This window comes from Pseudoalteromonas sp. PPB1, assembly GCF_015356275.1.
GTDB classification, from domain to species: Bacteria; Pseudomonadota; Gammaproteobacteria; order Enterobacterales; family Alteromonadaceae; genus Pseudoalteromonas; species Pseudoalteromonas rubra_D.
On record NZ_JACEQV010000008.1, the window covers coordinates 184,876 to 198,072 of the forward strand.

Annotated in this window: 8 protein-coding genes and 1 tRNA gene; 7 read left to right on the forward strand and 2 right to left on the reverse strand. The window is 47.4% G+C overall.

The window, feature by feature from the left end:
- Window positions 1-12 precede the first annotated feature (12 nt).
- Both ftsZ and lpxC read left to right on the forward strand, forming a co-directional pair.
- Window positions 13-1,227, forward strand: a complete 1,215-nt coding sequence (gene ftsZ / locus IY568_RS10585; protein WP_125558924.1) for a cell division protein FtsZ — start codon at window positions 13-15, stop codon at window positions 1,225-1,227.
- A 95-nt stretch (window positions 1,228-1,322) separates the two neighbouring features.
- The gene (gene lpxC, locus IY568_RS10590; protein ID WP_010383639.1) at window positions 1,323-2,246 is read left to right on the forward strand and encodes a UDP-3-O-acyl-N-acetylglucosamine deacetylase; all 924 of its coding nucleotides are present in this window, start codon (window positions 1,323-1,325) and stop codon (window positions 2,244-2,246) included.
- 37 nt (window positions 2,247-2,283) lie between these two features.
- Here lpxC and IY568_RS10595 read toward each other — a convergent pair whose 3' ends face one another.
- On the reverse strand, window positions 2,284-2,769 hold the full coding sequence (locus IY568_RS10595; protein ID WP_125558928.1) for a DUF721 domain-containing protein: 486 nt from the start codon (window positions 2,767-2,769) through the stop codon (window positions 2,284-2,286).
- A 421-nt stretch (window positions 2,770-3,190) separates the two neighbouring features.
- Here IY568_RS10595 and secA point away from each other — a divergent pair, with 421 nt between their 5' ends.
- The 5 genes from secA to nagP all read left to right on the forward strand — a co-directional run bounded on the left by secA (window position 3,191) and on the right by nagP (window position 12,813).
- Window positions 3,191-5,899, forward strand: coding sequence for a preprotein translocase subunit SecA (secA, locus tag IY568_RS10600; protein WP_125558930.1), 2,709 nt, complete (start codon window positions 3,191-3,193; stop codon window positions 5,897-5,899).
- Between the two features lie 76 nt (window positions 5,900-5,975).
- Window positions 5,976-6,383 (forward strand): 8-oxo-dGTP diphosphatase MutT, encoded by a 408-nt coding sequence (gene mutT, locus IY568_RS10605; RefSeq protein WP_125558932.1) that lies wholly within the window; start codon window positions 5,976-5,978, stop codon window positions 6,381-6,383.
- Between the two features lie 39 nt (window positions 6,384-6,422).
- Complete coding sequence (locus IY568_RS10610; RefSeq protein ID WP_194867517.1) at window positions 6,423-8,492, forward strand: M13 family metallopeptidase; 2,070 nt, start codon at window positions 6,423-6,425, stop codon at window positions 8,490-8,492.
- A 175-nt stretch (window positions 8,493-8,667) separates the two neighbouring features.
- Window positions 8,668-11,253: a family 20 glycosylhydrolase gene (locus IY568_RS10615; protein WP_194867518.1), complete on the forward strand. Its 2,586-nt coding sequence runs from the start codon at window positions 8,668-8,670 to the stop codon at window positions 11,251-11,253.
- Window positions 11,254-11,511: 258 nt separating this feature from the next.
- Window positions 11,512-12,813, forward strand: coding sequence for an N-acetylglucosamine MFS transporter NagP (nagP, locus tag IY568_RS10620; RefSeq protein ID WP_125558936.1), 1,302 nt, complete (start codon window positions 11,512-11,514; stop codon window positions 12,811-12,813).
- Between the two features lie 243 nt (window positions 12,814-13,056).
- Here the strand turns inward: nagP and IY568_RS10625 are convergent.
- Window positions 13,057-13,132: transfer RNA gene (locus IY568_RS10625), tRNA-His, on the reverse strand.
- Between the last annotated feature and the right edge of the window lie 65 nt (window positions 13,133-13,197).

Genomic DNA, 13,197 nt, shown 5'->3' on the forward strand with positions numbered 1-13,197 from the left:
CGGAGAGTGAAGATGTTTGATATTATGGAACAACACGGCGAAGAAGCCGTTATTAAAGTCATCGGCGTTGGTGGCGGCGGTGGTAATGCCGTAGAACACATGGTAAAGCAGGAAATTGAAGGCGTTCGCTTCATTGTGGCGAACACGGATGCGCAGGCACTGCGTAAGTCGTCAGCCGATGTGACTGTGCAGCTGGGGACTCAGATCACACAAGGTCTGGGTGCCGGTGCGAATCCTGAAGTAGGTCGCAGCGCAGCAGAAGAAGATGTTGAGGCTATCAAAGCCAGCCTGGAAGGAGCCGATATGGTGTTTATCGCTGCCGGTATGGGTGGCGGAACAGGCACAGGCGCAGCACCCGTTGTGGCACGTGTTGCCAAAGAGCTCGGTATCCTGACTGTCGCTGTTGTAACGCGTCCTTTCGACCTGGAAGGCAAGAAGCGTATGGCTGCTGCCGATCAAGGCATAGGTGAGTTGTCAGAAATTGTAGATTCACTCATCACAATTCCTAACAACAAGTTACTTAAAGTTTTGGGTAAAGGCACTACATTATTAGATGCCTTCGCTAAAGCGAATGACGTATTGTACGGCGCGGTGCAGGGCATTGCTGAGCTAATTACACGTTCAGGTTTGATCAATGTGGACTTCGCGGACGTACGTACGGTTATGTCTGCGATGGGTACTGCAATGATGGGCACCGCTGCGGCCAGTGGTCCAGATCGGGCACAGGAAGCGGCTGAAGCTGCGATTTCCAGCCCACTGCTTGAGGATGTTGATTTAACAGGCGCGAAAGGCATCTTGGTTAACATCACCGCAGGTATGGACATCACAATCGAAGAATTTGAGATTGTGGGGAACCATGTGAAAGCATTGGCGTCTGAAAATGCAACAGTAGTTGTGGGTGCGGTTATCGACCCTGAAATGAGCGAAGAGCTGCGTGTGACTGTGGTTGCTACTGGGCTCGGTGGTGAGCGCAAGCCGCAATTTGGCATTGTTGATAATGGCCTGAAAAAGGCGGTTGGCTCTGACAGCGAAGGTGGTAAAGGGCAGAATATGTTTGTGCCAAGCTTTACACAAACAGCGAGTGAAGGTAATGAACCTGAGCAAGGTAGCGCCGCGCCATCTGAGCCTAAATCGCCAAGCACACCAGCATCTTCGAATAACGCTGGTGGCAAGGAAAAAGGGGATTACTTTGATATCCCTGCGTTTTTACGCAAACAATCTGACTAAGGTCAGGTTAAAAAACAAACGATTGGCAGCTGGTTCTATCTGTGATAGAATTTGCGGTCTATTTATTCATTAACCAGTCAGAAGCGGACGAACCTATGATAAAACAACGAACGATTGCTGAAGTCGTTAAAGCCACAGGTGTAGGATTACACAAAGGTGAAAAGGTCACGATCACTCTCCGACCTGCGAGCGTAAATACGGGGATCGTATTTCGTCGCGTAGATCTCGACCCGGTTGTCGATTTTGAAACAACCCCTGAAGCTGTGGGCGACACGCAATTGTGTACTTGTTTAACCAACAAAGATGGTGTTCGTTTGTCAACAACGGAGCATCTTATTGCTGCTGTTGCTGCATTGGGAATTGATAACCTGATCGTTGAGCTGGATAGTGCAGAAGTACCAATTATGGACGGTAGTGCATTACCTTTCATTTACTTGCTGCAAAAAGGTGGGATTGCAGAGCAGAATCAGGCGAAGCGCTTTATTCGTATCAAAGAAAAAGTGCGCGTGGAAGACGGCGATAAGTGGGCAGAAATTGAACCTTACGATGGCTTCCATATTGATTTTGAAATTGCGTTTAATCACCCGGCTATTAATGCCAGCCGCCAACGTATTGGCCTGGACATCACAGCGCAAAGCTTTACTGAAGAGATCAGTCGAGCGCGTACTTTTGGTTTTATGAAAGACATCGAGTACATGCATGCCAACAACCTTGCGTTAGGCGGCAGCATGGATAATGCGGTAGTTTTGGATGAATTCAAAGTGCTGAATCCGAACGGGTTACGCTATAAAGATGAGTTTGTTAAGCATAAAATCCTGGACTGTGTTGGCGATATGTTTATGGCAGGGCACAACATCTTAGGTAAGATTACGTGTTTTAAATCAGGACACGGTCTGAACAACAAGTTATTGCGTCAGGTTATGGCGACAGAATCTGCCTGGGAATGGGCAACATTCGACGAGCCAGTGACTATGCCGGCACCAGGCATGGAAGTGGATTCGACTCTAGCCACTGCCTGAATCGCAAATTAAGTTAAGAAAATGACGCTCTGTAGCGTCATTTTTTTTGTCCGCCATGTTTAGCAAGGCGCAGTAATTTTTCCTTTAATCCGGCTGGAGCAAGCTCGGCAAGCGCCATTAAATCGTCTGCTGTTTGTGCACTCATGTGCCGGCCAGTATACGTTTCCTGTGGTGCTTTTACCTGGTTCACAGGCTGAGTCAGGCGCTGTTGTGCTTCGGGATTTGTGCCTATTTTCACTTGGCAACAATCATGCAAACCTGCTGCTCGAAAACTGCTCAGGATCTCCATTTTCAGGTAATTTAATCGGGTTGCTAAGGTCGCTGATGCGGCTTCAACGTATAGGGTCCCATCTTGATAGTTGGCAACACGGCATTTTTTACTTAGCACGGGGCCCAGCGCATTGTGCAGGGGCTGTTGTAATTCAGCGATGCCTTGTGCTTTTTGCACATAACCATGCAGCTTATCCGACCAGCTGCCGGCTAACTCGTCCAGGGGTTTCGGATCAAATCGGTTTTTACTCATAGTAATAACTCACTAGCGTGTACCTTACAGGCAATCGGCCACTTCCCTTTAAGTATAACGCGTGCGCGTCATTACAGATAGCACAATGCGTTTGTGGTGACGGTTGAAATACGCAGGCATAGCCCACATAGATAGGGTTAGTACCTCGAAAACTGTGTCTCTTTTCTTTTTCTGGAAGCCGATAATGCGGCATTGCCGGTGTGTCATGAGATGGTTTGGGTGTGTTTCGCCTGACTTGTATGGTTAAATAGGAACAGATTACTTTTTGATGGTTTGCAGACGCGCATAGTCTGGTATGATAGGGCACAAATTTAACTCGGCACACAGCAAGGTCCGACTTTGTCGCCAACAGGACGAGCGAGCGTGATAACCGCGTTACCCAAGTAGGTGCTCGCAAATAGATGAGTGAAATGGTTTAAACATGATAACGAAAATTTTTACCAAGATTTTTGGTAGCCGCAACGACCGAATGATTAAAAATCTGAGAAAAACGGTCGCCCTGATAAACGCCCTAGAAGAACAATACAAGGCGCTGTCAGACGAACAACTGCAAGCTAAAACCGCGGAATTCAGACAAAGATTTGAGCAAGGTGCTAACCTGGACGACATGCTTCCTGAAGCCTTTGCGACGGTGCGAGAAGCCTCTAAACGGGTATTTGGCATGCGTCACTTTGACGTGCAAATGATCGGTGGTATCGTGCTGCACCAGGGTCGAATTTCTGAAATGCGTACAGGTGAAGGTAAAACACTCACCGCGACACTGCCTGCCTATTTAAATGGTTTGACGGGCAAAGGCGTACATGTCATTACTGTGAACGACTATCTGGCCAAACGTGATGCTGAGAATAACCGTCCATTATTTGAGTTTCTGGGCCTGACAGTTGGCTGTAATGTGCCGGGTATGATGCCTGCTCAGAAAAAAGAAGCATACGCGGCGGATATTACCTACGGTACCAACAATGAATTCGGTTTTGATTATCTGCGCGACAATATGGCGTTTAGCATTGAAGAGCGCGTTCAGCGCCCATTGCACTACGCCGTTGTGGATGAAGTTGACTCCATCCTGATCGATGAAGCGCGTACACCCTTGATCATTTCTGGTCCGGCAGAAGACAGCTCTGAGCTATACACTAAGATCAATACAATCGTGCCTGAACTGACCTTACAGGAAAAGGAAGATGAAGAAGGTGTCGAAGGTGATGGTGATTTCACATTAGACGAAAAGAGCAAGCAGGTACATTTAACCGAGCGTGGTCAGGTTAAAGTTGAAGAGTTATTGGTTAAAAATGGCCTGATTGAAGAAGGCGACTCGCTGTATTCAGCAGGTAACATTACGTTGCTTAGCCATGTCTATGCGGCGTTGCGTGCGCACAAACTGTATCAAAAAGATGTCGACTATGTTGTAAAAGATAATGAAGTCATCATTGTTGATGAACACACAGGTCGTACGATGGAAGGACGTCGCTGGTCTGAAGGCTTGCACCAGGCGGTGGAAGCAAAAGAGAATGTGCGTATCCAGAATGAAAACCAAACGTTGGCTTCCATTACCTTCCAGAACTATTTCCGTTTATATGACAAACTGGCGGGGATGACGGGTACCGCAGATACAGAAGCGTTTGAATTCCAGTCCATCTATGGCTTGGATACGGTTGTTATCCCAACCAACAAGCCAATGATCCGTGATGATCGTGCTGATCTGGTTTATCTAACTCAGGATGAAAAGTTCGAAGCAATTCTGACCGATATTCGCGATTGTCAGAAGCGTGGTCAACCTGTCCTGGTTGGTACCATTTCCATCGAAAGCTCTGAATACCTGTCGCACTTCCTGCGTAAGGAAAAAATTGAGCACAATGTCCTGAATGCGAAATTCCACGCACAGGAAGCTGATATTATTGCAGATGCGGGTTTACCGGGTACCGTGACGATTGCAACCAACATGGCTGGCCGGGGTACGGACATCATGCTGGGTGGTAACTGGCAGAATGACGTGTCCAAGCTGGAAAACCCAAGCGATGCGCAGATTGACGACATAAAGGCACAGTGGCAGAAGCGACATGACGCTGTTCTGGAAGCGGGGGGTCTGCACATTATCGGTACTGAGCGTCATGAATCTCGCCGTATCGATAACCAGCTACGTGGTCGTTCTGGTCGTCAGGGTGATGCGGGCTCAAGCCGTTTCTACCTGTCAATGGACGATGCATTGATGCGTATTTTTGCCGGTGAGCGTATGACCAACATGATGCGCAAACTGGGCATGCAACGTGGTGAAGCGATTGAGCATCCATGGGTTAACCGTGCGATTGAAAATGCGCAGCGCAAAGTCGAAGCACGTAACTTTGATATTCGTAAACAGCTGCTTGAGTACGATGATGTTGCCAATGACCAGCGTCGAGTGGTGTATGAGCAACGCAATGAGCTGCTGGAAGAAGGTGATATTTCTGAAACGATTTCAGCTATCCGGGGTGATGTCATCAATAGCGCGATTGATCAGTACATTCCGCCGCAGAGCCTGGCTGAAATGTGGGATATTCCGGGCCTTGAAGAACGCCTGAAGAATGACTTTATGGTTGAGCTACCGATTGCGCAATGGCTTGAGGAAGACAACAAGCTGTACGAAGAGCGTTTACGCGAGCGTATCGGCGAAGAAATTGATGCCTCATATAAGCAAAAAGAAGAGATGGTTGGTGCACAGGTACTGCGTCAGTTTGAAAAGGCTGTGATGCTACAAAGCCTGGATCAGCACTGGAAAGACCATCTTGCGGCAATGGACCACTTACGTCAGGGCATCCACTTACGTGGTTATGCACAGAAAAACCCGAAACAGGAATACAAGCGCGAGTCGTTTGAATTGTTCTCTGAAATGCTCGAAAACCTTAAGGTTGACGTGGTCGGAGTATTAAGCAAAGTGCAGGTGCGTGCTGAAGAGGATGTTGAGAAAGTTGAAGAGCAGCATCGTCGTAGCGAGCAGGCTCCACGTCAGTATCAGCATGAAGAGTCTGAGCCTGTGGGCGGTGAAGCACCACAAGGTGCTGCGGTCGCTGCACGCACTGAGCCTAAAGTTGGACGTAACGAACCGTGCCCATGTAAATCGGGTAAAAAGTACAAACAGTGTTGCGGTAAGCTGAAATAAGCTTGCAGAAACCCTATGAAAAAGCGACCTAGAGTCGCTTTTTTTATCTCAGAAAAACAGAATATTTGAGTTAGATATGACAAAGAAAATTGTGAATGTAGCGGTCGGTGTCATCATTCGAGATGCACAGTTTTTTGTATGTAAACGCGCGAAAGAACAACACCAGGGTGGGCTATGGGAGTTCCCGGGTGGAAAGATTGAAGCGCAGGAGACGGTGACTCAAGCTTTAGCCAGAGAGTTAAAAGAAGAAATTGGTATTGATGTGCATAGTTCTGAACATTTACTCGTGATTGAGCATGACTATGGCGATAAACAGGTTAAACTGGAAGTGCATAAGGTCGAAGATTTTTCGGGACACGCAGTGGGTCTGGAAGGGCAACCCAGTCAGTGGGTAAACTGGAATGAGCTCAATCAATTGGCTTTTCCAGCAGCCAATGTGGCGATCCTTGAAGCGCTGGCACAACAGTATGGCGTGGATCAGTAACAACGGCCGTTGAGCAAATTTGATGTTAAGGGTATAAAGATGAAGAATATAACAGTCACTGCTGCCGCGGTTGCACTTGCACTAGGTCTGACAGCTTGTAGCGAGCCTGTGAAAACCGAATCGCAATCAGAAGTTACTCAAGCTGAGAGTAAGCTAAACTCAGGGATCGCGTTGAATAATATTGACAGTGCCGTTCGAGCACAGGATGATTTTTATTATCACGTAAATGGCAAGTGGTTAGCGCGCACAGAGATACCGGCAGACAAATCGAATTATGGTTCATTCACCGAACTGTATGATGCATCACAAAAAGCACTGCGAAAAACACTGGAGCAGGCTGCGAGTAACGATCAGGCCAAGCCCGGTTCGGATGAAGCTAAACTGGGTGATTTCTATCGAAGTTATACGGATGAATTGGCTCGGGAAGAGTTGGGGACAACACCGTTGGAGTCTTACCTGGCACCGTTTCAGGCATTACAAAATAAATCTGAGTTGCCAGCATTATTTGCCCGGGCTTTATCTCAGGGTGGTACCACACCACTTAGCTGGTATGCAAACAACGATGCTAAAAACTCGACCGTGAATACACTATACCTGTGGCAATCAGGCCTGGGTTTACCTGATCGTGATTTTTATCTTCAGGATACGGAAAAATTCACACGCATTCGCGCCGAATATAGCCAGTATATCGAACGCTTGTTGCAGGTTATGGGTTATGATCAGCCCCGTGCGCAGCAAGCGGCTAAGCACATCATGGCACTTGAAACCGCTTTAGCTGAAATTCAGTGGTCACGGGTTGAAAGCCGGGATGCGGATAAAACCTATAATAAGTTTCAGGTTGATACGTTGAATGCACAACTGCCAAATTTTGACCTCTCAGCTTACCTGAAAGGGTTTGGTTTAGAGACCAAAGAGCTGGTCGTGACTCAGCCAAGTTATCTGCAAGGCTTATCTGATTTGATTGGCACCACTGAAATAACCGCCTGGCGTGATTATCTGACTTTCCACTTTGCCAGCGACTATGCACAGCTGCTACATAAAACGGCGGTTGACCTGAAGTTTAACTTCTATGGTAAAACGCTGCGCGGGCTGGAAGAGCAGGCACCTGTGTGGAAGAAAGCGGTGAATGCCAGCAATGACGTATTGGGCGAGCTGCTGGGTAAAATTTATGTCAAAGAGTACTTTCCGCCAGAAGCCAAAGCCCGCATGGGAGAGCTGGTCGATAATTTGATCAAAGGATTTGACCAGTCAATTGATGAGCTGGAGTGGATGAGTGCTGAAACAAAGCAGGCCGCGAAGGTCAAGTTAAGCAAGTTTACACCTAAAATTGGCTATCCGGACAAATGGCGTGACTACTCTGGCCTGGAGATCAACGCCGACGATCTGGTGGGGAACTATGTCCGTTATAATGAGTGGGCCTATCAGGACATGGTGGGCAAGGTCGACAAACCGGTTGATCGCAGTGAGTGGTTCATGACACCGCAAACGGTGAATGCCTACTATAATCCTGTGAATAATGAAATTGTGTTCCCTGCGGCCATTTTGCAACCCCCATTTTTTAACTTGGACGCGGACGATGCTGTTAACTATGGCGCGATTGGTGCCGTCATTGGCCATGAGCTCGGTCATGGGTTTGACGATCAGGGGGCCAAATATGACGGTGATGGCAACTTACGCAATTGGTGGAGTGAACAAGATCTGGCGCAATTCCAGGCGCGCAGTCAGAAGCTGGTTGAGCAATATAATCAGTATCAGCCTTTTGAAGACGCAAATGTGAACGGCGAACTGACGCAGGGTGAAAACATTGGGGATTTAGGCGGCCTGAGTGTGGCGTTAAAAGCTTACCAATTATCCCTTGAAGGCAAGCCCGCCCCTGTGATTGATGGTTACACCGGAGAGCAGCGCTTTTTTATGGGATGGGCACAGATCTGGCGTCGACAATATCGTGATGAAGAATTGCGTAACCGTTTGATGACAGATTCGCATTCACCCAGCCACTATCGTGTCATTGGGGTGTTGCCTAACATGCCTGCATTTTATGATGCGTTTGATGTTAAAGAAGGCGACAAAATGTATCTCAAACCGCAAGAGCGGGTCAAAATCTGGTAAGTGTTTACTGCTATTTTAGCCGCCAGAATATGGCGGCTTTTTTGTATTAACCGATTGATAAAATTGAATATAGAGATCTTGTAAGGAAAAATTGATAGCGCTGTCATTTTTTCTTCTATATGATGGTATTTACAACAATTTGAAGTTTGCGCTCAGCGCAGGTTAAGGAGCCGGAATGAAAATACAGAAAAAACTGCTCACCCGGGCCATCGCGGCCACGCTTTTAGTCCCGATGATGGCTAAAGCCGCCTGGGATAGCTCGCAACTGCAAGCCTTTACTGATAACACCACCTTTATGTTTGCGGTAGAAAATAATCACCATAATGGCAGCAGTAGTTTTCTGGCTTCTATTACCTTACAAAATAACTCCAAAATTGCCTTACCGGCCGGTGAAAGTGACTGGCAGATCTATTTCCACTCAATCAGAAAAGTTGCCACGGAACAGGCCGCTGGCCTAAAGTTTGAACATGTGAATGGTGATTTGCATCGTTTAGTACCGACCAAAGCATTCGCCGGGTTAAAGCCGGGTGAAACCTTGGAAATCCCCTATGAAGCTGCTGCCTGGATAGCTGCATATACCGACTTTATGCCCCGGGCTTTTATGGTTAGTGGTAACGCAAAGCCGGCTGTATTCACCAACACAGACAGTGAGAATATGCTGGATTTTGTTGCCCCAATTGTGCGTGATAACCAGCTGGATCGTCATGCCGAGCCAGAGGATTTATCTCCGCGCGCTACAGCATCATGGCGTTATGAGCAAAATCAGCAGACTGGTAAGCTTTCACGCGAAGATGCCTTGAAACGCATTATTCCCAAACCAATGGATGTCGATTTTAACCGGGGTTATGCTGAGCTCAGCAACCAATGGCAGATCCGTTATGCGGGCAGGCTAAAGAGCGAAGTTTCGGTATTTCAGGAAGATTTGGCCGACTATGGGCTCCAGCTGGACGCCCAGCCAGACCACATCAGTGCCGGTAAAACCAAGACCATTTATTTGCAAGTCGCAGAATTAGCCGAACTGGGCAGTGAAGGCTACCAGCTCGAAGTTGACGACGACAAAATCGTGATCACAGGCCATGACAATGCTGGTGTGTTTTATGGTATTCAGAGTTTGCTTGCTTTATTCCCGGCTGAGCAACAAGGCCAGGTCAACGTGCCTAACGTTGACATCAAGGATGCGCCGCGTTTTGGCTGGCGTGGTATGCACTATGATAACGGTCGCAATTATCATGGTAAGGAGGCTCTGTTCAAGCTGGTTGAGCAAATGGGGCGCTACAAACTGAACAAGTTCCACTGGCACTTTTCTGAAGATGAAGGGTGGCGGCTGGAGATCCCGGGTTTACCAGAGCTGACCGATATTGGTGCTTATCGCTGCTTTGACTTAGAGGAGCGTGAGTGTTTACTTACACAGCTTGGTACAGGCCCGCACAAATCAGGTTCGGGTAACGGGTATCTGACCCGAGATGAATTTGTGGAACTACTGAAATTTGCCAAAGCACGTCACGTCCAAATCATCCCTGAGATTGAAGGTCCAGGCCATGCAAGAGCATCAATCAAGGCAATGGAAGCGCGTTATCATACACTCATGGAAGCAGGCAAACCTGAGCAGGCACGTGCTTATTTACTGAGCGATCCTCAGGACACCTCAAAGTACATCACAGTGCAGAATTATACTGATAACTCTATGAATGTGTGTCAGGACTCGACTTACGCATTCATTGAAAAAGTTACTTATGAATTGCAAGGCATGTATCGAGAAGCTGGTACGCGTCTGACGAATCTGCACTTCGGCGGAGATGAAGTCGGGGCTGGTTCCTGGGTAGACTCTCCTGTCTGTCAGGCTATGTTTGCCGATCCCAATAATGGGGTTGCAGGCCCAGCTGATTTGAAACCTTACTTTACTCAACGTGTTGCAACGCTGTTTGCAAAACGCGGAATTGCCCCGGGGGCATGGGAAGACGGTCTGATGTATGACCGGGTCAACCCATTTAACCGTGATGCATTTCCAAATGAAGTCTTTACAGCAAATGTTTGGGATAATATCTGGGAATGGGGGGTTGCTGACAGGGCACATCGTCTGGCAAATGATGGCTACCAGGTTGTGTTATCACATGGCACGCACCTGTACTTTGATCACCCTTATGAGCCGCACCCTGCTGAACGCGGATATTATTGGGCCGCGCGCTATACTGATAGCAAGAAAACGTTTAGCTACATGCCGAATGATGTTTATGCCAATGCCGACTTTACGCGCAGTGGTGCACCGATTGAAAATTTAGAGGCGCTGGTTGGTCGCGCGATGCCTGCGCTAGAAAAGCCAGAAAACATCCTCGGTATTCAGGGTCAGGTCTGGAGTGAAACTATCCGTACTGAAGCACAGGTACAGGCAATGGTGTTCCCGCGATTACTGGCGATGGCAGAACGAGCCTGGCATAAAGCAGGTTGGGAAGGAAAGCGTATCGATAAGAAACGCTTTGCTCAGGACTGGCGCGGATTTTCAGCTGCACTGGCGTTAAAAGAACTGTCTAAGCTAGACAAAGCCGGCGTTAACGTGAATTTACCTGTACCTGGGGCAAAAGTGATTGACGGCCAGCTGCATGCCAACAGTGCTTTTGAGTACCTAACGATTGAAGTCAGCCTCGATAGTGGTGTGAGTTGGCAAACTTACACTGCTCCGATGAGTGTAAGTAACACTGATGGCGTATTATTACGTACCCGTTTAGGCGATAAAAAGTTCAGTCGTACCACCCAGTTAGATTAATCGTCTGGTCACTTTGTTGTGGGGAAGGTGTTATTGCCTCCCCATAACGAGAACAGTTGATTACAAAACTAACTAGAAAAAGGCTAAATTTTAACGTAAAGTTAAATGTCAGCGCTGTCATTTTGACTCTGAGTTGCCAAAAGCCGTCATCATGCTGCGACTGTCTGGGCCGATAGCACAGAAAATAATAATCCGGATTACTTTTAATTCGTTTTAATCCGACCTGTATTAATCTTAATTAGCAACAAGAAGAGTTTTATGGAAGCGACAGTGGAAAAAGATGACCTCGAAAAGCAGAGTGTCTGGTTACCTATGACACTTGCTGGCTCAATGTTTTTTATATTGGGCTGTATCACCTGGTTAAATGGTGCTATCACACCATTCCTTCAGCAAATGCTGGAACTGAGTCCGCTACAGGCCTCTTTCATTATTTCCTCATTTTATATCGCCGTAACCGTTGCGGGGATCCCCTCAGCGATGCTGATAAAGCGAGTTGGGTATAAAAATGGCATGGCTATTGGTTGTGCAGTCATGGCGTTGTCTGCGCTGATGTATATTCCGGCAGCGAAGATGCAAATGATTGAGATCTTCTTGTTCGCGCAACTAATGATCGGGGTTGGTCAGACGGTGCTTCAAACCGCGGTAAACCCTTATGTAGTAAAAATGGGCTCAGAACGCTCTGCTGCAGTGCGTGTGTGTATTATGGGATTGCTGAATAAGTCGGCCGGTGTAATTGTTCCGATCGTATTCGCTGCCGTGGTTGTAAGCGGTGTTGTGAATGAGGGTGAATCACTGAGTCAGGCTCAGAAAGATATGATGGCGAATAGCCTGATAGCACCTTACCTAGGTATCGCAGGGCTGATTTTCTTATTTGCTGCATTTGCTAAGTTTTCTCCATTACCAGACTTAGTGTTTGAAGAAGAAGGTCAAACCAGTAAAGGGGAAGTGAAAGAAGCCCTGAGCCACCCCCATCTCGCTTTGGGTGTGATCGGTATTGCACTGTATGTTGCGGTAGAAGTGATCGCTGCAGACACCATTGGTTCGTACGCTTTGCAGTTAGGGATTGCTGATTACTCTGTCATGACTTCCTATACTATGGGTTGTATGCTGATCGGTTACGCGATTGGTATCGCGCTGATCCCACGCTTTATGTCACAACAAAATGCACTCGTCATGTCTGCAATCGCTGGTATTGTTACCGTTTTTGCTGTAGTTTTAGGGGACAATGAATCGACTGCTCTGGCAAATTTACTGCTTGTTCCATTTGGTGGCCCTCAGCTGCCGGATCCGCTTCTATGTATTGCTCTGTTAGGCTTTGCAAATGCGATGGTGTGGCCTGCAATTTGGCCTTTGGCGCTTGATGGCTTAGGGCGTTTGACAGGTACAGCATCAGGCCTGTTGATCATGGGTATTGCAGGGGGCGCGTTAGGACCGCTGTTAATCGGAGTCGGTAATGTTGCAGGCCTTGGCGCTCAAGGTGCGTATAGTTTAATGCTACCCAGCTATCTGTTTATTCTATTCTATGCCCTAAAAGGTCATAAAATGAGAAGCTGGAAATAGCGAAAAGAATTTCTATCTGTAAAGTAGAAATAATCCCGTGTGTAATGCCACCGTAAGGTGGCATTTTTTATGCCTAAAAATTGACATAATCATTGATATGTAACGAAAATGTGTCTATATCTAGCATGAAGGATATAGTTATGTAAACCTGATACAAATGGACAATTGGATCTTGTGTAAGCAAAATTAATGCGAACAGAACGTTTTTGATAAATAAAAAAGGGGATGGTAACAAGGGGAAAGTGGGGCGACTGACGAGGCTTGAACTCGCGACAACCGGAATCACAATCCGGGGCTCTACCAACTGAGCTACAGCCGCCACAAATAGATAACACCTTTGCTGGTGTGGCGCGCATAATACATAAAAACACGGGCTTTGCAAAG

Bases quoted from the DNA above. Each gene is read 5' to 3' on its own strand.
- lpxC (WP_010383639.1), top strand. From the start codon at position 1,323: ATGATAAAACAACGAACGATTGCTGAAGTCGTTAAAGCCACAGGTGTA.
- IY568_RS10615 (WP_194867518.1), top strand. From the start codon at position 8,668: ATGAAAATACAGAAAAAACTGCTCACCCGGGCCATCGCGGCCACGCTT.
- nagP (WP_125558936.1), top strand. From the start codon at position 11,512: ATGGAAGCGACAGTGGAAAAAGATGACCTCGAAAAGCAGAGTGTCTGG.
- ftsZ (WP_125558924.1), top strand. From the start codon at position 13: ATGTTTGATATTATGGAACAACACGGCGAAGAAGCCGTTATTAAAGTC.
- IY568_RS10610 (WP_194867517.1), top strand. From the start codon at position 6,423: ATGAAGAATATAACAGTCACTGCTGCCGCGGTTGCACTTGCACTAGGT.
- secA (WP_125558930.1), top strand. From the start codon at position 3,191: ATGATAACGAAAATTTTTACCAAGATTTTTGGTAGCCGCAACGACCGA.
- IY568_RS10595 (WP_125558928.1), bottom strand. From the start codon at position 2,769: ATGAGTAAAAACCGATTTGATCCGAAACCCCTGGACGAGTTAGCCGGC.
- mutT (WP_125558932.1), top strand. From the start codon at position 5,976: ATGACAAAGAAAATTGTGAATGTAGCGGTCGGTGTCATCATTCGAGAT.